22 protein-coding genes are annotated in these 22,898 nt (G+C 67.3%); all 22 read left to right on the top strand.

The window, feature by feature from the left end; genetic code table 11:
* The first annotated feature begins 159 nt into the window (after window positions 1-159).
* The 22 genes from K2L43_RS13765 (at window position 160) to accD (ending at window position 22,870) form a co-directional block, all read left to right on the top strand.
* Window positions 160-1,206, top strand: coding sequence for a peptidase U32 family protein (locus K2L43_RS13765; RefSeq protein WP_011806341.1), 1,047 nt, complete (start codon window positions 160-162; stop codon window positions 1,204-1,206).
* Window positions 1,207-1,315: 109 nt separating this feature from the next.
* Complete coding sequence (locus K2L43_RS13770; RefSeq protein WP_011806342.1) at window positions 1,316-2,218, top strand: U32 family peptidase; 903 nt, start codon at window positions 1,316-1,318, stop codon at window positions 2,216-2,218.
* Between the two features lie 25 nt (window positions 2,219-2,243).
* Window positions 2,244-2,762, top strand: a complete 519-nt coding sequence (locus tag K2L43_RS13775; protein WP_220637785.1) for an SCP2 domain-containing protein — start codon at window positions 2,244-2,246, stop codon at window positions 2,760-2,762.
* Entirely contained in the window at window positions 2,759-3,157 is a 399-nt protein-coding gene (locus tag K2L43_RS13780) for a putative zinc-binding protein (protein WP_015913934.1), read from the top strand. Before K2L43_RS13775 ends, K2L43_RS13780 begins: the two co-directional genes overlap by 4 nt.
* Complete coding sequence (locus K2L43_RS13785; protein ID WP_011806345.1) at window positions 3,154-3,741, top strand: UbiX family flavin prenyltransferase; 588 nt, start codon at window positions 3,154-3,156, stop codon at window positions 3,739-3,741. The genes K2L43_RS13780 and K2L43_RS13785 overlap by 4 nt, the downstream gene beginning before the upstream one ends.
* A 56-nt stretch (window positions 3,742-3,797) precedes the next feature.
* Window positions 3,798-5,282, top strand: coding sequence for a 4-hydroxy-3-polyprenylbenzoate decarboxylase (gene ubiD / locus K2L43_RS13790; RefSeq protein ID WP_220637786.1), 1,485 nt, complete (start codon window positions 3,798-3,800; stop codon window positions 5,280-5,282).
* A 63-nt stretch (window positions 5,283-5,345) separates the two neighbouring features.
* Window positions 5,346-6,506: a cytochrome P450 gene (locus K2L43_RS13795; protein ID WP_011806347.1), complete on the top strand. Its 1,161-nt coding sequence runs from the start codon at window positions 5,346-5,348 to the stop codon at window positions 6,504-6,506.
* A 44-nt stretch (window positions 6,507-6,550) separates the two neighbouring features.
* Window positions 6,551-7,915 carry an MBL fold metallo-hydrolase gene (locus K2L43_RS13800; RefSeq protein ID WP_015913937.1) on the top strand — a complete coding sequence of 455 codons (1,365 nt, stop codon included), beginning with the start codon at window positions 6,551-6,553 and terminating at the stop codon, window positions 7,913-7,915.
* A 188-nt stretch (window positions 7,916-8,103) separates the two neighbouring features.
* Window positions 8,104-9,060: a LysR family transcriptional regulator gene (locus K2L43_RS13805; RefSeq protein WP_047350751.1), complete on the top strand. Its 957-nt coding sequence runs from the start codon at window positions 8,104-8,106 to the stop codon at window positions 9,058-9,060.
* Between the two features lie 40 nt (window positions 9,061-9,100).
* Complete coding sequence (leuC, locus tag K2L43_RS13810) at window positions 9,101-10,522, top strand: 3-isopropylmalate dehydratase large subunit (RefSeq protein WP_103737457.1); 1,422 nt, start codon at window positions 9,101-9,103, stop codon at window positions 10,520-10,522.
* 13 nt (window positions 10,523-10,535) lie between these two features.
* Entirely contained in the window at window positions 10,536-10,658 is a 123-nt protein-coding gene (locus K2L43_RS13815; protein WP_172207920.1) for an entericidin A/B family lipoprotein, read from the top strand.
* Between the two features lie 32 nt (window positions 10,659-10,690).
* A complete protein-coding gene (locus tag K2L43_RS13820) occupies window positions 10,691-11,098 on the top strand; it encodes a hypothetical protein (protein ID WP_011806352.1) in 408 nt (135 codons plus the stop codon).
* A gap of 41 nt (window positions 11,099-11,139) precedes the next feature.
* Window positions 11,140-11,790, top strand: a complete 651-nt coding sequence (gene leuD, locus K2L43_RS13825; RefSeq protein ID WP_011806353.1) for a 3-isopropylmalate dehydratase small subunit — start codon at window positions 11,140-11,142, stop codon at window positions 11,788-11,790.
* Between the two features lie 96 nt (window positions 11,791-11,886).
* Window positions 11,887-12,960: a 3-isopropylmalate dehydrogenase gene (gene leuB / locus K2L43_RS13830; protein ID WP_172207923.1), complete on the top strand. Its 1,074-nt coding sequence runs from the start codon at window positions 11,887-11,889 to the stop codon at window positions 12,958-12,960.
* 162 nt (window positions 12,961-13,122) lie between these two features.
* Complete coding sequence (locus tag K2L43_RS13835; RefSeq protein ID WP_047350752.1) at window positions 13,123-13,893, top strand: SDR family oxidoreductase; 771 nt, start codon at window positions 13,123-13,125, stop codon at window positions 13,891-13,893.
* 277 nt (window positions 13,894-14,170) lie between these two features.
* Window positions 14,171-15,301 (top strand): aspartate-semialdehyde dehydrogenase, encoded by a 1,131-nt coding sequence (asd, locus tag K2L43_RS13840; RefSeq protein ID WP_011806356.1) that lies wholly within the window; start codon window positions 14,171-14,173, stop codon window positions 15,299-15,301.
* Between the two features lie 268 nt (window positions 15,302-15,569).
* On the top strand, window positions 15,570-18,227 hold the full coding sequence (locus tag K2L43_RS13845) for a FimV/HubP family polar landmark protein (protein WP_220637787.1): 2,658 nt from the start codon (window positions 15,570-15,572) through the stop codon (window positions 18,225-18,227).
* 70 nt (window positions 18,228-18,297) lie between these two features.
* Window positions 18,298-19,122, top strand: a complete 825-nt coding sequence (gene truA / locus K2L43_RS13850; RefSeq protein WP_220637788.1) for a tRNA pseudouridine(38-40) synthase TruA — start codon at window positions 18,298-18,300, stop codon at window positions 19,120-19,122.
* Window positions 19,119-19,862 (top strand): phosphoribosylanthranilate isomerase, encoded by a 744-nt coding sequence (locus K2L43_RS13855; protein ID WP_220637789.1) that lies wholly within the window; start codon window positions 19,119-19,121, stop codon window positions 19,860-19,862. The genes truA and K2L43_RS13855 overlap by 4 nt, the downstream gene beginning before the upstream one ends.
* Window positions 19,863-21,131 carry a tryptophan synthase subunit beta gene (gene trpB, locus K2L43_RS13860; RefSeq protein ID WP_220637790.1) on the top strand — a complete coding sequence of 423 codons (1,269 nt, stop codon included), beginning with the start codon at window positions 19,863-19,865 and terminating at the stop codon, window positions 21,129-21,131.
* Window positions 21,128-21,937 carry a tryptophan synthase subunit alpha gene (trpA, locus tag K2L43_RS13865; RefSeq protein ID WP_015913948.1) on the top strand — a complete coding sequence of 270 codons (810 nt, stop codon included), beginning with the start codon at window positions 21,128-21,130 and terminating at the stop codon, window positions 21,935-21,937. The genes trpB and trpA overlap by 4 nt, the downstream gene beginning before the upstream one ends.
* Before the next feature lie 60 nt (window positions 21,938-21,997).
* Window positions 21,998-22,870 (top strand): acetyl-CoA carboxylase, carboxyltransferase subunit beta, encoded by an 873-nt coding sequence (gene accD / locus K2L43_RS13870; RefSeq protein ID WP_135148127.1) that lies wholly within the window; start codon window positions 21,998-22,000, stop codon window positions 22,868-22,870.
* Window positions 22,871-22,898 lie beyond the last annotated feature (28 nt).

Here is a 22,898-nt window from a genome sequence, read left to right on the forward strand (position 1 = left end):
TTTTTTTGCCTGGGCTTTGGTCAATCCCGATCTGTTTATTCAGGAACGACCGGCCCATCGTTGACAAAAATCAGGTTATGGGTATTCACCGCGACCTAAGGTACGCAGCCTGCGCAGGATCAGACGATCCGCGCACAAGCCAGCCGAAAGAGCGCCCCCGTGACCGACCCAGCCCGCCAACCGACTTCCCCCGACATCCCTTCCGCACCCGAACTGGTCTGCCCCGCCGGCAGCCTGCCTGCACTCAAGGCGGCCGTTGACGGCGGAGCCGACTGTGTCTACCTCGGACTGCGCGACGCGACGAATGCACGCAATTTCGCGGGTCTGAACTTTGACGAGGCGGCCATCCAGAACGGCATTGCCTACGCCCATGCGCGCGGGCGCAAGGTGCTGCTGGCACTCAACACCTACCCGCAGGCCGCCAACCCCGCCCCCTGGCGCGCCGCCCTGGACCGCGCGGCCGCCTGGGGGATCGACGCCGTGATCATGGCCGATCCCGGCCTTATGCAATACGCCATGCGCCACCATCCGCAGCTGCGGCTGCACCTGTCGGTGCAGGGCTCGGCCACCAACCACGACGCCATCAACTTCTACCACCAGCAGTTCGGCATCCAGCGCGCCGTGCTGCCGCGCGTGCTCTCGCTGGAGCAGGTGCGCCAGGTGATCGACCGCACGCCGGTGGAGATCGAGGTGTTCGCCTTCGGCAGCCTGTGCGTGATGGTCGAAGGGCGCTGCGCGCTGTCGTCTTATGCCACGGGTGAGTCGCCCAACACGCACGGCGTGTGCTCACCCGCGAAGTTCGTGCGCTGGCAGGAGACGCCCAAGGGCCTGGAGTCGCGCCTGAATGGCGTGCTCATCGACCGCTACGGCAACGGCGAGAACGCCGGCTACCCCACGCTGTGCAAGGGCCGCTTCGACGTGGGCGACGAGAGCAACTACTACGCGCTGGAGGAACCCACCAGCCTCAACACGCTGGAACTGCTGCCCAAGCTTGTGAAGATGGGCGTGCGTGCCTTCAAGATCGAGGGCCGTCAGCGCAGCCCCGCGTACGTGGCCCAGGTGACCAAGGTCTGGCGCGAGGCCATCGACCACTGCATGGCGCAAGGCCACCTGTACAGCCCCAAGACCGCCTGGATGGCCAGCCTGGACCAGGTGGCCGAGGGCCAGCAGCACACGCTGGGCGCCTACCACCGCCCCTGGAAATGAAGTGCGAAGAACACCCCCCTGTGCCGTTGCCCGGCAGCCTGGGCCTGGGTCACGCCGATTTATGCGGCGGGGACTGCGCTTGGCCCCCTGAAGAACTGAGAGCATCAAGATGAAACTAGCCCTGGGCCCGCTGCAGTACTACTGGCCGCGCGATACCGTTTTTGATTTTTACCAGGCCATGGCCGAGACGCCGGTGGACGTCGTCTACCTTGGCGAAGCCGTGTGCTCGCGCCGCCGCGAGCTGCGCCAGAGCGACTGGATCGACATCGCACGCATGCTGCGCGACGCCGGCAAGCAGGCGGTGCTCTCCACCATGGTGCTGCTGGAGTCCACCTCCGACGTATCCGCCATGCACAAGATCGCCCAGGACGAGGAATTCCTCATCGAGGCGAACGACATGGGCGCCGTGCACCAGCTCGCAGGCAAGCGCGCCTTCGTCGCCGGCCCCCAGCTCAACCTGTTCAATGCCGATTCGCTGAACTGGATGGTCGGCCTGGGCGCCAGCCGCTGGGTCATGCCATTGGAGATGCGCCAGGCCGACCTGGCCGTGCTGCAGCAGCACAAGCCCGCGGGGCTGGAGACCGAAGTCTTCGCCTACGGCCGCATGCCCTTGGCGTTCTCGGCGCGCTGCTTCACGGCACGCCACCACAACCTGCCCAAGGACGACTGCGGTTTTCGCTGCATCGAGCACCCGGACGGCCAGCTGCTGGCCACCCGCGAAGGCGAGGGCTTCCTGGTGCTCAACGGCATCCAGACCCAGTCGGCGCGCGTGCACAACCTCATCCAGGACGTACCTGCGCTGCGCGCGCTGGGCGTGGAACTGCTGCGCCTGTCCCCCCAATCGCAGCACATGGCAGAGGTCATTGCCGCCTTCGACGCGGCCCGCAAGGCGCCCCAACCCGATGCAGGTGCCCTTGACCGCATGCGCCCCCTGATGCCCGAGGCCCCCTGCAACGGTTACTGGCACGGCAAGCCCGGGCTGGATCTGGTGCAGCCCGCCGTGACATCCTGAGCCACCGCACTTACTCCTTCAAGCCATGACCGCTACCCCACCCGCACCGTTCACCCTGCCGCGCCCCGTGGGCGCCGTGCTCTCGCGTCTGCCCGCCTATCCGGGCTCGGTCCTGCTGGTTACGGCCATCAACCTGGCCCTGTCGCGCCACCTGCCGCAGGACGTGAAGGACCTGCTCAAGGACAAGCGCCTGTCCATCCGCGTGCGCGACGCGCGCGTGGCCTTCGACTTCACTTGGAACGGCCAACGCTTTGCGCCCAGCGCGCCGCAGGGCAACCCGGACCTCGCGATCAGCGCCAATGCGCAGGACTTCGTGCTGCTGGCGCAACGCCGCCAGGACCCGGACACGTTGTTCTTCAACCGCCGCCTGGTGATGGAGGGCGACACCGAGCTGGGCCTGGTGGTCAAGAACGCGCTGGACGCCATCGACCTGCCCGTGCTCGACCCGCGCCACTGGGCGCCGCGCGCCGTGCTCTCGCGCTGGGCCCCGCAGCTTGCGCAACAATTGCCGCCTCTTCCGCCCTTCTTTGGAGGTCGTTCGTGACGGAACCTGCCCCTTGCGATGTCCACCCGCTGGTCTATTCCTGCTCCGGCTGCTCCAGCGCCGCGCAGCTGGCCAACCATGTCGCCGTGCGGCTGGACCGTGAGGGCGTGGCGGAGATGTCGTGCATCGCTGGCGTGGGGGGCGACGTGCCCAAGCTGGTCAAGCTGGCGCGCTCGGGCCGTCCCATCATCGCGCTCGACGGCTGCCCCCTGGTGTGCGTGAAAAGCAGCCTGGCGCGCCACGGCATTACGCCGGCACGCCACTTCCAGTTGCATGAGTACGGCGTGAAGAAGCGCAACCACCAGGACTTCGACCCGGCCGAGGCCGCCCAGGTGCTGGCGCGCATCCAGGCCGACCTGCACGACCATCCCCTGCGCTCCAAGGCCGCCGCATGAGCCAGCCGCCCCGCCGCGTGATCGTGGGCATCTCGGGTGCCAGCGGCGCCGTGTATGGCGCACGCCTGCTGCAGGCGCTGCAGGACATGCCCAACGTGGAATCGCACCTGGTCGTCTCCGACGCCGGCTGGCGCAACCTGCGCCACGAGCTGGACATGGACCGCGCCAGCGTCGAGGCGCTGGCGGACGTGGTGCACGACCTCGCCAACGTGGGCGCCAGCATTGCCAGCGGCTCGTTCGCCGCGCACGGCATGGTGGTGGCGCCCTGCTCCATGCGCACGCTGGCGGCCGTGGCCCACGGCCTGGCGGACAACCTGCTCACGCGCGCGGCCGACGTGGTGCTCAAGGAGCGGCGTCGCCTGGTGCTGATGGTGCGCGAATCCCCTCTGCACCTGGTGCACCTGCGCAACATGGCGACGGTGACCGAGATGGGCGGCATCGTGTGCCCGCCCATGCCCGCGTTCTACCAGCGCCCCACCAGCGTGGGCGAGATCGTGGACCACAGCGTGGCCCGCGTGCTGGACCTGCTGGGGCTGGAGCATGCCCTGGCGCCGCAATGGCAGGGCCTGCCGTTGGACTCCTGAAACAATAGCTGCTAGCGCTTGCTGGATAAGCGCTGGAGCCTGATTTCATTCAAAGCATGCATTACCGCGACCTGCGCGACTTCATGGCCCAGCTGGAGGCCGCGGGCGAATTGCGCCGCATTGCCGAGCCCGTATCCCCTCACCTGGAAATGACCGCGCTGGCCGACCGCGTACTGCGCGCGGGCGGCCCCGCATTGCTGTTCGAGCACCCCGCGGGCCATACCATGCCGGTGCTCGCCAATCTGTTCGGCACGCCCGGGCGCGTGGCCCGCGCATTGGGCGTGGCGGGGCTGCCGGAGATCCGCGCCTTCGGCGAGGTGCTGGCGCAGCTCAAGGAGCCCGAGCCGCCGCGCGGCATGAAGGACCTGTGGGGCAAGCGCGACCTGCTCAAGACGCTGTGGAGCATGGCCCCGGCCACCGTGCGCCGCCCGCCCTGCCAGGAGGTGGTGTGGGAGGGCAGCGACGTCGACCTGACCCGCCTGCCCATCCAGCACTGCTGGCCTGGCGACGTGGCGCCATTGGTCACCTGGGGTCTCACCATCACGCGCGGGCCGCGCAAGGCACGGCAGAACTTAGGGATATACCGCCAGCAGCTGCTGGGCAAGAACCAGCTCATCATGCGCTGGCTGTCGCACCGCGGCGGTGCGCTGGACTTTGCCGACCACTGCCGGCTCAACCCCGGCCAGCCCTACCCGGTGGCCGTGGCCATCGGGGCCGACCCGGCCACCATCCTGGGCGCCGTCACGCCTGTGCCCGACACGCTGTCGGAATACCAGTTCGCCGGCCTGCTGCGCGGCGCGCGCACCGAGGTGGCGCCCGCTTTAGGCGTGCCGCTGTCGATACCGGCCAGCGCCGAGATCGTGCTGGAAGGCCACATCCATCCCGATGCCAACGACAAGAGCGGCTGGCAGCACGCGCTGGAAGGCCCCTACGGCGACCACACTGGCTACTACAACGAGTGCGCCGAGTTCCCCGTGTTCACCGTCGAGCGCATCACGCAGCGCCAGGACGCCCTGTACCACAGCACCTACACGGGCAAGCCGCCCGACGAGCCGGCCATGCTGGGCCTGGCGCTCAACGAACTGTTCGTGCCGCTGCTGCAGCGCGCCTTCCCGGAGATCATCGACTTCTACCTGCCGCCCGAGGCCTGCAGCTATCGCATGGCGGTAGTGCGCATCCGCAAGGCCTATGCGGGCCATGCACGGCGCGTGATGATGGGCGTGTGGAGCCACCTGCGCCAGTTTCTGTACACCAAGTTCATCGTGGTGGTGGACGAGGACGTGGACGCGCGCGACTGGAAGGAAGTCATCTGGGCCCTGACCACACGCATGGACCCGGCGCGCGACACCCTGTTGATCGAGCACACGCCCATCGACTACCTGGACTTCGCCTCGCCCGTGGCAGGCCTGGGCAGCAAGATGGGACTGGACGCCACCAACAAATGGCCCGGGGAGACCCAGCGCGAATGGGGCCGCCCCATGGCCATGGATGTCGGCGTGAGCCAGCGCATGAACGCGCTGGCCGACGCGCTGGGACTGTAGAACCCGACTGCGATCGCCTCGCCGGGTGGGCGAAGCCGCAGGAAGCCTTCCAAGGAGACTGCCATGACCACGACACCGCCCCGCTGGGACCCGCAAGCCCCCGAAGTCCTGCGCGACCAGCGCGCCGCCTACGACCAGCTGCGCGAGCGCTGCCCGCTGGCGCACAGCGACGCGCAGCACTGGTCCGTGCTGCGCCACGCCGAGGTCATGCAGGTGCTCGGCGACCATGCCACCTTCAGCAGTGCGGTGTCCGCCCACCCGGCCGTGCCCAATGGCTACGACCAGCCCCTGCACACGCAGTACCGCCGCGCGCTCGACCCGTTCTTCGCCCCCGAGCGCATGGCGCACTTCGAGCCCGTGTGTCGCGCGCTGTCGGCCGCCACGGTGCAGGAGGCCCTGGCCCTGGGCGGCGAGCTGGAGATCACCCACGAGTTCGCCCTGCCCTTCGCGGTGCGCGTGCAGTCCGCGTTCCTCGGCTGGCCCACGCTGCTGCAAGACGAGCTGCTCGGCTGGCTGCGCCGCAGCCAGGCCGCCACCCGCTCGGGCGACCGCACGCAGACCTCGGCCGTTGCGCAGGAGTTCGAAGACCTGGTCGGGCGCGTGCGCCAGGCCCGCCTGGAGGCGCCGCCCACGCAGGACATCACCAGCGAACTGATGCACACCCGTGTGGAGGGCCGCCTGCTGGACCTGCGCGAGCTTGCCAGCGTGCTGCGCAACTGGACGGTGGGCGAGGTCGGCACGATTGCGGCCTCCATCGGCATCCTGCTGCACTGGCTGGCGAGCCACCCCGACTGGCAGCAACGCCTGCGCGCGCAGCCCGGCCTCTTGCCCACGGCCATCGACGAGGTGCTGCGCATCGACGGCCCGCTCGTGGCCAACCGCCGCATCACCACCCGCGACGTGACGCTGGGCGGCTGCCCCGTGCCGATGGGCGAGCGCCTGTCCATCCACTGGATCGCCGCCAACCGTGACCCGCGCGTGTTCGGCGACCCGGATGAGTTCCGCATGGACCGCGACCCCGCGCTCAACCTGCTGTATGGCGCAGGCATCCACGTCTGCCCCGGCGCGCCGCTGGCGCGGCTGGAACTGCGGGTGCTGATGGAGGAGTTGCTGGCGCGCACCAGCGCCATCGCACTGCCCGCAGGCCATGCGCCTACGCGGGCCACTGCCCCGGACGCCGGCTACGCCGCGTTGCGGGTGCGTTTGCATCAAACACCCGCGTAGCGCCGCCTGCTACGCTGACGGTCGTCACTTCACAAAGCCATTCCATGTCCGTCAGCATCACTTTCCTCGGCGGGGCCGGCACCGTCACCGGCTCCAAATACCTCGTACGCCACGGCGGCCAGGCGCTGCTCGTGGACTGCGGCCTGTTCCAGGGCTACAAGCCGCTGCGCCTGCGCAACTGGAACCCGCTGCCGGTGGCGCCGCAGGACATTGACGCCGTGCTGCTCACCCATGCCCACCTGGACCACTCGGGCTACCTGCCGCTGCTGGCCAAGGACGGCTTTGGCGGGCCGGTGTTCTGCACGGCCGGCACGCGCGATCTATGCGCCATCCTGCTGCCCGACAGCGGCCATCTGCAGGAAGAAGACGCGGCTTTCCTCAACCGGCACAAGCTCAGCAAGCACGAACCCGCCCTGCCGCTGTACACGCGCCTGGACGCGCAGCACTGCCTGTCGCTGCTGCAAGTGCAGCCCACGCACCAGACCTTCGAGCCCATGCGCGGCTGGCGCGCCACCTTCCAGAATGCAGGCCACATCCTGGGTGCGGCCAGCGTGCTGCTGGAGGTGGGAGGGCGGCGCATCCTGTTCTCTGGCGACCTGGGCCGCCCGGACGACCTGCTGATGCATGCGCCCGACGCGCCGCCCGCGGCCGACACCGTGCTCATCGAGTCCACCTACGGCGACCGCAGCCACCCACCCGGCACGGTGCTGGACGAGCTGGGGCCCGCGCTGGCACGCCTGGCTGCACGCGGCGGCGTGGCGGTGGTGCCGGTATTCGCCGTGGGGCGCGCGCAGACGGTGATGTACGCCATCGCCCAGCTGAAGGCCCGCGGCGAAGTGCCTTCCGGACTGCGCGTGTACCTGGACAGCCCCATGGCCGTGAGCGCCACGGAGCTGTTCCAGAACCACCTGAGCGAGACCCGGATCAACCGATCCGAACTGCACGCCATGGCGCGCGGCACGACGCTGGTGCACAGCGTGGACGAATCCAAGGCGCTGGCCCGCCTGCACGGGCCGCGCGTGATCCTGTCGGCCAGCGGCATGGCCACCGGCGGGCGCGTGCTGCACCATTTGGCGCTGCACGCGGGCGACCATCGCAACATGATCATCCTCACCGGGCACCAGGCGGGCGGCACGCGCGGCGCCCGCATCGCCGCGGGCGAAAAAACCATCCGCATCCACGGGCGCGACGTGGCCATCCGCGCCGAGGTGGTGCAATTGGCCACGGCCTCGGCCCACGCCGATGGCGACCAATTGGTGGCCTGGCTGCGCTCCATGCCCTCCACACCCCGGCAGGTGTATGTGGTGCACGGGGAGATGGCTGCGGCCGACATGCTGCGCCAGCGCATCGACCACGCGTTGGGCTGCCCCGTGGAGGTTCCCGAGCATGGCGACAGCGTGACGCTCTAAAACAAGAGCCAAAACAGCCTCCAGCGCTTATCTGATGAGCGCTGAAAGCTATATTTTTCATAGCAAATCCGCCGCTATGCCCCATCCGGCGGCATGTGAGCCATCGCGTATCGCGATGACAACCGGCAAATATACACGGGAAAATAGAGGACTCACCTCGTCAAACGAGAAGTCGCTCCACCCCCCCGATGAAAAGCTCAGAGCGCAGCTTTGCGCGCCGCATTGACCTCACCTCGCTGCAACTGTTCGTGGCCGTCTGCGAACTGGGCAGCATCGGCCGCGCGGCCGAGCGGGAGTTCATCGCCGCCTCGGCGGTGAGCAAGCGCCTGTCCGACCTGGAGGCTGCGGTCGACACGGCCCTGCTGTACCGCCACAGCCGCGGCGTGACGCTGACCCCCGCTGGCGAAAGCCTGCTGCACCACGCGCGCAACGTGCTGTTCGGGCTGGAGCGCATGCAGGGTGAGCTTTCCGAGTACGCCGACGGCGTGCGCGGCCATGTGCGCATGCACGCCAACATCTCGGCCATCGTGCAGTTCCTGCCCGAGGACCTGGGCGCGTTTGCCCAGGCACACAGCCAGATCAAGATCGATCTGCAGGAGCACCTCTCGCCCGACGTGCTGCAGGCCGTGCACGAAGGCGCGGCGGATCTGGGGATCTGCAACGTGCCCGCCACGGCCGCCCACGAAGGCCTGCAAAGCCGCCCCTACCGCAGCGACCGGCTGGTGCTGGTCGTGCCCCAGACGCACGCCCTGTCGACCCGCGCATCGATCCGCTTTGAAGAAGTGCTGGACTGGGACATCGTCGGGCTGCACGCGGGCAGCAGCATCAGCCTGGCCATGCGCCAGGCCGCCGCGCAGGCCGCGCGCCCGCTGCGCCAGCGCATCCAGGTCACCAGCCTGGACGCGATGTGCCGCATGATCGACAACGGCCTGGGCGTAGGCCTGCTGCCCGACCGGGCGTTTTCGCTGATGCGCGGCGTGGGGCAACTGGCCGCCGTGCCGCTGGACGAACCCTGGGCCCGGCGCGCGCTGCGCCTGGTGGCGCGCGACTTCGAGGCCCTGCCCGTCACGGCACGGCTGCTGGTCGAACACCTGGCGCCCGCGCCTGCCGCGACGCCCGCCGAGGACGGCGACACCCCCACCTAGAATTCTCACCACCCCACTGAACCCAAGAAACGAGACTGCCATGGGACGCACCCTGTACGACAAGATCTTCGACGAGCACGTCGTCCACACGGAAGAGGACGGCACCGCCGTGCTCTACATCGACCGCCACCTGGTGCATGAGGTGACCAGCCCGCAGGCCTTCGAGGGTCTGCGCGAGGCGGGCCGCAAGGTCTGGCGCGTGAGCTCCATCGTGGCCACGGCCGACCACAACACCCCCACCACCGGTTGGGAGCGCGGCTACGACGGCATTGCCGACCCGATCAGCAAGGAGCAGATCGTCACGCTGGACAAGAACATCCAGGAGTCCGGTGCGGCGGCGTTCTTCCCCTTCCTGTCCAAGCGCCAGGGCATCGTGCACGTGATCGGCCCCGAGAACGGCGCCACCCTCCCGGGCATGACCGTGGTCTGCGGCGACAGCCACACCAGCACCCACGGCGCGTTCGGCGCGCTGGCCCACGGCATCGGCACCAGCGAGGTCGAGCACGTGATGGCCACGCAGACCCTGCTGGCCAAGAAGGCCAAGAACATGCTGGTCCAAGTGAATGGCAAGGTCGCCCCTGGCATCACGGCCAAGGACATCGTGCTGGCCATCATCGGCAGGATCGGCACCGCCGGCGGCACGGGTTACACGATTGAATTTGCCGGTGAAGCCATCCGCGACCTGAGCATGGAAGGCCGCATGACCGTGTGCAACATGGCCATCGAAGCCGGCGCGCGCGCGGGCCTGGTGGCGGTGGACGACAAGACGATCAACTACGTGAAGGGCCGCCCGCTCGCACCCACGGGCGTGGAGTGGGACCAGGCCGTGGCGTACTGGAAGACGCTGCACTCGGACGCCGACGCGAAGTTCGACGCGGTGGTGGAGTTGAACGCCGCCGAGATCGTGCCGCAGGTCACCTGGGGCACCAGCCCCGAGATGGTGCTGGGCATCGACGCCGTGGTGCCCGACCCGGACAATGAGAAGGACCCGTCCAAGCGCGGCGCCATCGAACGTGCGCTGACCTACATGGGTCTGCAGCCCGGCAAGCCGATGGATGACATCTTCGTGGACAAGGTGTTCATCGGCTCGTGCACCAACAGCCGCATCGAGGACATGCGCGAAGCCGCCGCCGTGGTGAAGAAGCTCGGCCAGAAGGTCGCCAAGAACATCAAGCTGGCCATGGTGGTACCTGGCTCGGGCCTGGTGAAGGAACAGGCCGAACGCGAGGGGCTGGATGCGATTTTCAAGGCCGCGGGCTTTGAATGGCGCGAGCCCGGTTGCTCCATGTGCCTGGCCATGAATGCCGACCGCCTGGAGCCCGGCGAGCGCTGCGCTTCCACGTCCAACCGCAACTTCGAAGGCCGCCAGGGCGCGGGCGGGCGCACGCACCTCGTGAGCCCCGCCATGGCCGCGGCCGCCGCCATCCATGGCCACTTCGTGGACATCCGCCAGTTCGCTTAAGGAGCCTCCCACCATGAAAAAGTCTCTCGCCGCCCTGCTCGCGCTGGCCTTCGTGCTGGCCGGCTGCAACACCGTCAAGGGCATGGGCCAGGACGTGCAGCGCGCCGGCAGCGCCATCGAACGCGCCGCCAAGTAGGCCCCTCCACACCGCCATCCCAGGAGCTCCGCATGAAGAAAGCCCTCGCCTGCCTCGCCACCACGCTGCTGCTAGCCAGCCCCGCCCTGTCGTGGGCCGCCAACCGCGCCTGCGTCATCGAAGGCAGCATCACCTTCAGTGGCAAGACCACGCAGGTCAAGGACTGCATGGAATTCGCCGCCGGCGTGCCCGACGACCAGATCAAGGGCAGCTGCGGCGGCCTGGCGCAGATGTCCGCCCAACTGGGCGGCAAGCCCGGCAAGGTGAGCTACCTGCCGCAGTGCCCGCGCCCGGCCAGCGGCGCCTGCAAGGGGCTGATGGGTCAGCCCGTGGATGCCTACTACTACAACCTGACCGCCGATGCGCTGCAGGACAAGCGCAAGGCCTGCGAAACCTCCAGCGCACAGATCAAGGCCGGCACTTGGACCAACGGCCAGTAAGCCCGCGGGCCCCAACGCCACTTCTTTCCGGACACACCACCATGCAGAAATTCACCCTCCACAAGGGCCTCGTCGCCCCCATGGACCGCGAGAACGTCGATACCGACGCCATCATCCCCAAGCAGTTCCTCAAGTCGATCAAGAAGACGGGCTTCGGCCCCAACCTGTTCGACGAGTGGCGCTACCTCGACAAGGGCGAGCCGGGCGTGCCCGAATCCCAGCGCAAGCCCAACCCCGACTTCGTGCTGAACCAGCCGCGCTACCAGGGCGCGAGCATCCTGCTGGCGCGCAAGAACTTCGGCTGCGGCTCCAGCCGCGAGCACGCGCCCTGGGCGCTGGACCAATACGGTTTTCGCGCCATCATCGCGCCGAGCTTTGCCGACATCTTCTTCAACAACTGCTTCAAGAACGGCCTGCTGCCCATCGTGCTGCCCGAAGCCACGGTGGACCAGCTGTTCAACGAAGCGGCCGCCTTCCCCGGCTACCAGCTCACCGTGGACCTGGAGCGCCAGGTGGTGGTGCGTCCCCAGGGCGAGGAGATCCCCTTCGACGTGGTGCCGTTTCGCAAGTACTGCTTGCTCAACGGGTTTGACGACATCGGGCTGACGCTGCGCCATGCCGACAAGATCCGCGCGTTCGAAGCCGCACGCCTGGCCAGCAAGCCGTGGCTGAGCCACACCATGGCCGCGTGACCCACCACCGGCCCTGACCGATTGATTACAAGCAAAAACAGCCTCCGGCGCTTATCCATCAAGCGCCAACAGCTATCAAAACAGAAGTGAATGACCATGAAAATCGCAGTTCTGCCGGGTGACGGCATTGGCCCCGAGATCGTCGCCGAGGCCGTCAAGGTGCTCGAAGCCCTGGACCTGAAGCTGGAGATGGAGACGGCACCCGTGGGCGGCGCCGCTTACGAGGCCGCGGGCCACCCGCTGCCGGAGTCCACGTTGAATCTCGCCCAGAGTGCCGACGCCATCCTGTTCGGCGCCGTGGGCGACTGGAAGTACGACACGTTGGCGCGCCCGCTGCGCCCCGAGCAGGCCATCCTGGGCCTGCGCAAGCACCTGGGCCTGTTCGCCAACTTCCGTCCCGCGATCTGCTACGAGCAGCTCACGCATGCGTCCAGCCTCAAGCCTGAACTGGTGGCCGGCCTGGACATCCTCATCATCCGCGAGCTGACCGGCGACATCTACTTCGGCCAGCCGCGCGGGCGTCGCACCGCCGCTGACGGCCACTTCCCCGGCGCCGAGGAAGCATTCGACACCATGCGCTACAGCAAGCCCGAGATCGAGCGCATCGCCCGCGTCGCGTTTGAGGCCGCGCGCAAGCGCAACAAGAAGGTCACCAGCGTGGACAAGGCCAACGTGCTGGAAACCTTCCAGTTCTGGAAGGACGTCGTGACCGAGGTGCACAAGGACTATCCCGACGTGGAGCTGCAGCACATGTACGTGGACAACGCGGCCATGCAGCTGGTGAAAGCGCCCAAGGCGTTCGACGTGATCGTCACCGGCAACATGTTCGGCGACATCCTCTCCGACGAAGCCTCCATGCTCACCGGCTCCATCGGCATGCTGCCCTCGGCCAGCCTGAACGACAAGAAGCAAGGCCTGTACGAGCCCAGCCACGGCAGCGCCCCCGACATCGCCGGCAAGGGCGTGGCCAACCCCCTGGCTACCATCCTCAGCGCTGCCATGATGCTGCGCTTCAGCCTGAACCAGGAAGAAGCCGCGCGCCGCATCGAAGCCGCGGTGCAGCAGGTGCTGGCCCAAGGCCTGCGCACGCCTGACATCTACAGCGACGGCACCACCAAGGTGGGCACGGCGCAGATGGGCGATGCCGTGGTGAAGGCCCTCGCTGCCTGACGGGCGGCCTCCCGCACAACGCGACAGCGGCCCTTCGGGGCCGCTTTTTCGTGGCGCGCAAGCAGCACAAGCGGCCACGCGGCATCGCAAGTCCGGATCCGGCCAGACGCATCGCCCACGGGCCGGGAGACTCTTCCTTCACCCAACCCGAAGGAGCGTCCCATGTCCCAACCGTCCCTCTCCCATCGCGTCGCCATCGTCACCGGCGCCAGTTCCGGCATCGGCCGCGCAGCGGCCCTGCTTTTCGCGGAGGCCGGCGCGGCCGTCGTCGTGGGCGCACGGCGCCAAGCGGAGCTGGACCAACTCGTCGCTGCCATCACCCAGCAGGGAGGGTCGGCTGCGGCAGTGGCCGGCGACGTGCGCGACGAGGCCTACGCACAAGCGCTCGTCGCCACTGCCGTGGAGCGTTTTGGCGGCCTCGATATCGCCTTCAACAACGCGGGCACCATGGGGCCGCTGCAACCCACGCCGGACGTGCAGTCGAGCGATTGGCGCGACACCCTGGAGACCAACCTCACCAGTGCCTTCCTGGGCGCCAAGCACCAGATTCCCGCAATGCTGGCGCGCGGAGGTGGTTCAATCATCCTCACCTCCACCTTCGTGGGGTATACCGCCGCATTTGCGGGCACGGCCGCGTATGCCGCGAGCAAGGCCGGCCTGATCGGCCTGACCCAGGCACTGGCCACGGAGTTCGGAGCGAAGGCCATCCGTGTGAATGCCTTGCTGCCCGGCGGCACCCTCACCCCCATGGCGCGCACCATGAACGGAACACCCGAGGCGCTGGCCCAGGTCGCCCAACTGCATGCACTCAAGCGCCTGGCGCAGCCCCGGGAGATTGCCCAGGCCGCGTTGTACCTGGCGTCCGACGCGGCATCGTTCGTCACCGGGACAGCCATGCTGGTGGATGGCGGGGTGTCCATCCAGCGGGGATGACCGCAGCGCAGCGGCGATGGCGGCATGCCCAGCCATGGGCCTGCATGGGTTCCGCTACAATGCCCAGCTATGTTTGCCGCCCGCCCGTTCGCCCTGAACACCGCCTCTGCCGCCAAGGCACGCAAGGCTGCGCGCGCAATCACCAAAACCACGACCATTACGGGCTGATCCAGCTCCGGCATCGTCGTGCGCCCTCCCTGGCCTAGACGAGCCGGGGGCGGAAGAAAGCAGCCACCGGTCGCGTGCGTACTGTTTTTTACTTTGAAAGGGCGATGAAATGAGCAAGTTGGTAGGTTTGGTCGGCTGGCGCGGCATGGTCGGCTCGGTCCTGATGGACCGCATGGCGCAGGAAAAGGACTTCGATCTGATCGAGCCCCTGTTCTTCTCCACCTCGAACGCAGGCGGCAAGGCGCCCGCCCAGGCCAAGAACGAGACCACGCTGCAGGACGCGTTCGACATCGAACAGCTCAAGCGCTGCGACATCATCCTCACCGCACAGGGCGGCGACTACACCAACGAGGTGTACCCCAAGCTGCGCGCGGCCGGCTGGAACGGCCACTGGATCGACGCCGCCTCTGCCCTGCGCATGGAAAAGAACGCGGTCATCGTGCTCGACCCGGTGAACATGCCCGTCATCAAGAACGCACTGGCGAACGGCGGCAAGGATTGGATTGGCGGCAACTGCACCGTGTCCTGCATGCTGATGGGCGTGGGTGCGCTGTACAAGGCCGGGCTCGTCGAGTGGATGAGCACCCAGACCTACCAGGCGGCCAGCGGCGGCGGCGCGCAGCACATGCGCGAACTGCTGACGCAGTACGGCACGCTGAATGCCGAGGTGAAGGCCCTGCTCGACGATCCCAAGAGCGCCATTCTGGAAATCGACCGCAAGGTCATCGCCAAGCAGCGCAGCCTGTCGGGCGCGGAGACGGCCAATTTCGGCGTGCCGCTGGGCGGCTCACTCATCCCGTGGATCGACAAGGACCTGGGCAACGGCATGTCCAAGGAAGAGTGGAAGGGCATGGCCGAGACCAACAAGATCCTGGGCCAGGGGGAAGGCTTCAACACCGCCGCAGTGCCGGTGGACGGTTTCTGCGTGCGCGTAGGCGCCATGCGCTGCCACAGCCAAGCACTGACCTTCAAGCTCAAGAAGGATGTGCCCGTAGCCGACATCGAGGCCATGATCGCTGCCGACAACGAGTGGGTGAAGGTGGTTCCCAATACGCGTGAGGCGACGCTGAAGGACCTGACTCCCGTGGCCGTCACCGGCACCATGACCATTCCCGTCGGCCGCATCCGCAAGCTGGCCATGGGTCCGGAGTATGTGGGCGCGTTCACCATCGGCGACCAGTTGCTGTGGGGCGCCGCCGAGCCGCTGCGCCGCATGCTGCGCATCCTGCTAGACGCCTGACGCAGATTCAACGCCACCTTCGGGTGGCGTTTTTTCGAGGTCATAGATTGATACGGCCCGTTACCGATCGTTGTCCATTACCAACAGGAATAAGGCCGTCCCGGCCTCTTCCCGCACCGTATAAAACGTGGCGCGACACCTCAGCTTGTCAGTGCAAAACATTGATGCTATGGTGCTTTTTACATATTTTCACGCGCCTGGGCGGCTCGATCACGACCAGAAAAATACCGCCCCCTCGGCACCATCCATCTCTTCATTCGTCGCACACATGCATCGCTGGAAATTTTCTGTCCTGGCCACCGCGGCCATCCTCTCGGCTGGTCTTTACACCACCGATGCAAGTGCTCTCGCCCTGGGCCGCGTGAATGTCCAGTCGGCGCTTGGCGAGCCCCTGCGCGCGGAAATCGAACTGCCCCAGATCACTGCTGCCGAGGCCGAATCGCTGCGCGTGAGCACCGCCAGCCCTGAAGTTTTCCGCAGCCAGGGCATGGAATATTCCCCCGCTGCGCATAGCGTGCAAGTGCAACTGCACCGCCGCACGAATGGCTCCATGGTGCTGCGCTTGAGCAGTACCCGCCCGGTCAACGATCCTTTCGTGGATTTGGTTATCGATGCGACCTGGAGTTCCGGCCATATCGTGCGTAGCTACACGATGCTGTTCGACCCGCCGGCGAGCCGCCCGCAGGCGGCGGTGACCGCCGCACCTCAGGTAACGTCACCCCGTGCCGCGGCAACTGCGCCGCGCGCCCCCGCCACCACCGCGGCGCCCGCGCCTGCCGCACGCCCAGCAACCCCTCCCGCACCCGCCGTAGCCGGCCGTCCCACCCCCGCAGAGGCACCCGCGTTCGCTGGCGGTGACGAGATTCGCGTGCGCCCCGGGGACACGGCCGGCCGCATCGCGGAAGCCCATCGCCCCGCTGGCGTCTCGCTGGACCAGATGCTGGTAGCAATGATGCGCGCCAATCCGGACGCGTTCGTCAACAGCAATGTGAATCGTCTGCGTTCCGGCGCAGTGCTGCAGATGCCTAGCGAAACGGAGGCGCAAGCCACGGACGCCACCGAAGCTCGCAAGATCGTCGCCGCGCAAAGCCGCGATTTCAATGAATTCCGTCGCCGCATGGCAGCGACAGCGCCCAAGGCCGAGGTTGCAGCCGCAGAGCGCTCCGCGCGCGGCACTGTGCAGACCCAGGTGGACGAGAGCAAGCCCGCCGCTGCCGGCCCCGATAAGCTCACTCTCTCCAAAGGCAGCGTTCAGGCCCAGAAGACCGAGGAGCAGATGGCCCGCGACAAGCAGGCCGAACAGAACAGCGCCCGCATGGCAGAGCTGTCCAAGAACATCTCGGACCTGAACCAGCTCAGCGGCGCCTCCGCGCCAGCCGGCGCTGGCGCAGCTGCGCCAAGAGCCACGGCGCCTTCCGCCCCTGCCAGCCAGCCGGCGGTGGCAGTACCCGCCGCCGGGGGGTTGCCCGCACCCGCTACCGCGGCTGCAAGCGCCGACATGAGCACTGCTACGGCAGAAGCTGCCGCACCAGCGCCCGAGGCCTCTGCCGCCGAGGCGGCTGTTCCCGCCGAAGCAGCATCCCAGGCTTCTGCCGCAGCACCCGCTCCCGCCGCCGTGGCCCCGCGTCCAGCCCCCCAGCCCGTTCCCTACGAAGAGCCCAGCTTCCTGGATGCCCTCACGGAGGACCCGCTGCTGGCAGGAGGCGCACTGGCGCTCGTACTTGCGTTGCTGGGCTATGGCGGCTACCGCGTGGTCCAAAGCCGCCGCAACCAGGGTGCCCTGGACAGTTCGTTCTCGGAAAGTAGCCTGCAGCCGGATTCTTTCTTCGGCGCCAGTGGCGGTCAGCGTGTGGACACGGCCAACAGCGAACTCACGACCGGCTCCTCGTCCATGACCTATTCGCCCAGCCAACTGGATGCCGGTGGCGATGTGGATCCGGTGGCGGAAGCCGACGTCTACCTCGCCTACGGCCGTGACCTGCAGGCGGAGGAAATTCTCAAGGAGGCGCTGCGCCACCATCCGGAGCGCGTCTCCATCCCCGCCAAACTGGCCGAGATTTATGCCAAGCGCCAGGACCGCAAGGCGCTGGAGTCCGTCGCCAACGACGTGTTCCGGCTCACCAACGGCCAGGGGCCCGACTGGACCCGCGTGTCCGACCTGGGCCGTATGCTCGACCCCGAAAATCCGCTGTACCAGCCCGGTGGCCGTCCTGCCGTTGCCGCCAGCGCCACAGCGGCTGCTGCATCGACCGCGGCCTTTGCAAGCACGCTGGGCGCAGCAACTGCTCCCGCGGCACCCACGGGCGGACCGGACTCTGTGCTGCCAGACCTCGATCTGGACTTGGATCTCGATCTGCACGAAGCACCGTCGGCCCCGGCCCCGGCGCCAAGCACGTTTGCCATGGCCGCAGCCAACAACACCGCCGCAGCCCCGCCGGTAGTGCCGGCCGCCCAGGCGCCCGTACCGTCCCTGGATCTGGGCGACCTGGAACTACCCCAGGCCTCCTGGGACGAGCCAGCGGTGACGCCGCAGGCGACGACAGAGCCCGACGTGCAAAGCGAGCCTCTTCCGTTGAACCTGGACGATGACTTGTCCCTGATGGACTCCGGCGTCGCCCCCCTGACCAGCCGCGACGCGAAGGCCGCCACCTCGGAATCCCTGGAGTTCGACCTCGGCGATCTGTCGCTGGACCTTGACACCCCCACGGCGGCCGCTCCTGTTGCACCCTCGGTCGCCGCCAAGGCAGCGTCCTCCGCTGCCGACGCGCTGCCGGACGACCCTCTGGCCACCAAGCTCGCACTGGCGGAAGAGTTCAACACCATTGGCGACAGCGAAGGCGCGCGGGCCCTGGTGGAAGAGGTCATCGCCGAATCGTCTGGTGAGCTGAAGGCCCGCGCCCAGCGACTGCTCGCCGAACTGGGCTGATGTCCATGCGGCGGTGGGCACGCGGCCAGTGCCGCGCTGACGTGCCATTGCCCTCCGAAAGGAGCATCCGATGAGGATGGCCCTGGGCGTCAGTTACAACGGCCAGGCGTACAACGGCTGGCAGAGTCAGCCCTCTGGCAACACGGTGCAAGACCGTCTGGAAGCGGCCCTTGGCCGCTTTGCCACGCAGGAGGTGCACACGATCTGTGCCGGGCGTACTGACGCCGGCGTGCACGGGCTGATGCAGGTGGTGCACTTCGATACGGAACTGCAGCGTGCGCCGTTTTCATGGGTCCGCGGTACCAACACCTTCCTGCCGGCGGACATCGCCGTGCAGTGGGCGCAACCCGTTCCCGATGCCTTTCATTCGCGCGCCTGCGCCGTGGCCCGGCGCTATGCCTACGTATTGCTGCAGTCGCCCGTACGCCCCAGCGTTGATGCCGGGCGCGTGGGTTGGGTCTTTCATGCCCTCGATGAGCAGGCCATGCACAAGGCCGTGCAGCATTTGCTGGGCGAGCATGACTTCACGTCATTTCGCGCCTCGGCCTGCCAGGCCAAGTCGCCGGTGAAGACATTGCACCGCATCGACATCACACGCCGGGCTCCGCCAGCGGGCGAGTCCACCGGCACCCACGGGTGTGTCCCCTGCTACTGGCGCTTTGAATTCGAAGGCAATGCGTTCCTGCACCACATGATCCGCAACATCATGGGCTGCATCGTCGCCATCGGCCAGGGGCTGTATCCGCCCGAATGGATGCGCACGGTGCTGGAGGCGCGGTCGCGCGACGCGGCTGCTCCTACCTTTTCGCCCGATGGCCTGTACTTCCAGGGCCCGGTATACGGCGCGGAATGGGGCCTGCCGACGCGCACGGCTGCGTATGATTGGCTGCCATGAGCAGCCCGACCGCGCCACTGAGCACCCCCGTCCACTCCACCGCGCGCACACGCATCAAGATCTGCGGCCTCACGCGCGAGCAGGACGTGGACGCGGCCGTCGCTAGCGGTGCCGACGCCGTCGGCTTCGTGCTCTATCCCGCGAGCCCGCGCGCCGTCACCCCAGAGCGCGCAGCGCAACTGGCCCGGCGGCTGCCGCCCTTTGTCACGCCAGTGCTGTTGTTCGTCAATGCCCGTGCTACTGATGTGATAGCTGCCTGCGATGCTGTACCGGGCGCTACAGCACAATTCCATGGTGACGAAACGCCCGAGGACTGCCTGCGCTCCAGCGACGGGGGCCGCATTCCCTTCCTGCGCGCCGCGCGCATTCCCCTGGGCGAAGGTGCGGCACGGTTCGACCTCGTAAAATACGCCCACGATCACTCTCACGCCCGCGCCATCCTGCTCGACGCCCATGTCGAGGGCTATGGCGGCGGTGGCAAGGCATTCAATTGGTCACTCCTTCCAACAAACGTCGACTGTCATCTCGTTTTGTCTGGTGGACTCACGCCTGCAAACGTGACCGATGGCATACGGCAAGTGCGCCCGCGTTGCCGGGCGCTGGCCGTTGATGTCAGTTCCGGCGTGGAGGCCACGGGCCCCGATGGTCTGCCCCTGAAGGGGATCAAGGACGCCGGCAAGATCGACCGCTTCATCGCCGCCGTACGCGCGGCCGATGCGGCACCAGTTCCTTATTTGTAAATGCCTGCATATACCCAACCCGATGCTTCGGGCCATTTTGGCCCCTATGGCGGCAGCTTCGTCTCTGAGACGCTGACGCACGCCATCAACGAACTGCGCGAAGCCTATGCGCGCTACCAGAACGACCCGGAGTTCCTCAAGGAATTCCACTATGAGCTTGCGCACTTCGTGGGCCGCCCCTCACCGGTTTACCACGCGGCGCGCACCAGCCGCGAGATGGGCGGCGCGCAGATCTACCTCAAGCGCGAAGACCTGAACCACACCGGCGCACACAAGATCAACAACGTGATCGGCCAGGCCATGCTCGCCAAGCGCATGGGCAAGCCGCGCATCATTGCCGAGACCGGCGCCGGCCAGCACGGCGTGGCCACCGCCACCATCTGCGCGCGCTATGGCCTGGAGTGTGTGGTGTACATGGGCGCCGAGGACGTCAAGCGCCAAAGCCCCAACGTCTACCGCATGAAGCTGCTGGGCGCCACCGTGGTGCCCGTCGAGTCGGGCAGCAAGACGCTGAAAGATGCGCTCAACGAGGCCATGCGGGACTGGGTGGCCAACGTGGACAACACCTTCTACATCATCGGCACCGTGGCAGGCCCCCACCCCTATCCCATGATGGTGCGTGACTTCCAGAGCGTGATCGGCAAGGAATGCCTCACGCAGATGCCCATCATGCTGGCCGAACAGAAGATCGCCGCCGAGCAACCCGACGCCGTCGTGGCCTGCGTGGGCGGTGGCAGCAATGCCATGGGCATCTTCCACCCCTACATCCCGTTCGAGAAAACCCGCCTGATCGGCGTGGAAGCCGCAGGCGAAGGCCTGGACAGCGGCAAGCATTCCGCCAGCCTGCAGCGCGGCTCCAGTGGCGTGCTGCACGGCAACCGCACCTTCATCCTGCAAGATGAGAATGGCCAGATCACGGAGACGCACAGCATCAGCGCCGGGCTGGACTACCCCGGAGTGGGCCCCGAGCACGCCTGGCTGCAGGAAATCAAGCGAGCCGAGTACGTGGGCATCACCGATACGGAAGCGTTGGAAGCCTTTCACTACCTGTGCCGCACCGAGGGCATCATCCCGGCCCTGGAATCCAGCCACGCCGTGGCCTACGCGCTCAAGCTCGCCAAGACCATGACGCCCCAGCAATCCATCCTTGTGAACCTGTCCGGCCGCGGCGACAAGGACATCGGCACCGTGGCCGACCTGTCTGGCGTGGACTTCTACGACCGTCCCTCCATGCGCGGGTTGACCGTCAAGGGAGGACCCGCCGCATGAGCCGCATCGCTGACACTTTTGCAGAGCTGCAGTCCAAGGGCCGCAAGGCGCTCATCCCCTACGTCACAGCAGGCTTTCCCTTCGTCGACATCACACCGGCTTTGATGCACGGCATGGTCGAGGCCGGCGCCGATGTGATCGAACTGGGCGTGCCCTTTTCCGACCCGATGGCCGACGGCCCCGTCATCCAGAAGGCGGGCGAGAAGGCCCTGGCACTGGGCGTGGGCCTGGCCCAGGTGCTGGAGATGGTGCGCAGCTTCCGCCTGCGCAACAGCACCACGCCCGTGGTGCTGATGGGCTACGCGAATCCGGTGGAGCGCTACGAGCAGCGCCACGGCAAGGGCGCTTTCGCCCGCGACGCGGGCGAAGCCGGCGTGGACGGTGTGCTGATCGTGGACTACCCGCCCGAGGAGTGCGAGCAGTTCGCCGCCGACCTGCGCGGCCACGGCATCGACCTGATCTTCCTGCTGGCACCTACCTCCACGGCGGAACGCATGCAGCAGGTGGCTCGCGTAGCCAGCGGCTACGTCTACTACGTCTCACTCAAGGGCGTGACCGGCTCCGGCGCGCTGGACACGGCCGCCGTCGAGGCCATGCTGCCGCGCATCCGCGAGCATGTGAAGATCCCCGTCGGCGTGGGCTTTGGCATTCGCGATGCCGCCACCGCGCAGGCCATCGGCCGCGTGGCCGATGCGGTGGTCATCGGCAGCCGCATCATCCAGCTCATCGAAGACCAGCCCCATGAGAAAGTGGTCGGTATCACCGTGGACTTTCTGCGCGGGGTGCGCAAGGCGCTGGACGCATAATGACGGCCCTGCGCGCCGGCCACGGCCCGCGCGCAGCCGCGATCTGAACAGAGGAAACCTATGTCCTGGCTCGAAAAACTCCTGCCCTCCAAAATCCAGCAGACCGACCCTACCGAGCGTCGCCAGATGCCCGAGGGCCTGTGGATCAAGTGCCCGAGCTGCGAGAACGTGCTCTACAAGACCGATCTGGAGCACAACGAAAACGTCTGTCCCCAGTGCGGCCACCACCACCGCATCGGTGCCCGTGCGCGGCTCAACGCCTTCCTGGACGGCGAGGGACGCTATGAGATCGGCCAGGAAGTGCTGCCGGTCGACGCTCTCAAGTTCAAGGACAGCCGCAAGTATCCCGAACGCCTGAAAGAGGCGCTGGAGAACACCGGCGAGACCGACGCGCTCATCGTGATGGGCGGCGCGGTCAAGAGCATCAACGTCGTAGTGGCCTGCTTCGAATTCGATTTCATGGGCGGCTCCATGGGTTCCGTGGTAGGCGAGCGCTTCGTTCGCGGCGTGGAAACCGCCATCGAGCAGAAGGTGCCCTTCATCTGCTTCACCGCCACGGGCGGCGCACGCATGCAGGAAGGCCTGCTCAGCCTGATGCAGATGGCCAAGACCAATGCGGCCCTCACCCGTTTGGCCAAGAAAGGCCTGCCCTACATCAGCGTGCTGACCGACCCTACCATGGGTGGCGTGTCGGCCGGCTTCGCATTCGTGGGGGATATCGTGATTGCCGAGCCCAAGGCCCTGATCGGCTTTGCCGGTCCGCGCGTGATTGAATCCACCGTGCGCGTCACATTGCCCGAGGGTTTCCAGCGCGCGGAGTTCCTGCAGACCAAGGGCGCTGTGGACTTCATCTGCGACCGCCGCGAACTGCGCCACACCGTGGCGCAATGCCTGTCCATGCTGCAGCGCCTGCCGGCCGACGCGGTAGCCTGAACCTCGGACATCAAAAACAATAGCTGCT

Source organism: Diaphorobacter sp. MNS-0, from assembly GCF_019602835.1.
GTDB classification, from domain to species: Bacteria; Pseudomonadota; Gammaproteobacteria; order Burkholderiales; family Burkholderiaceae_C; genus Diaphorobacter; species Diaphorobacter nitroreducens.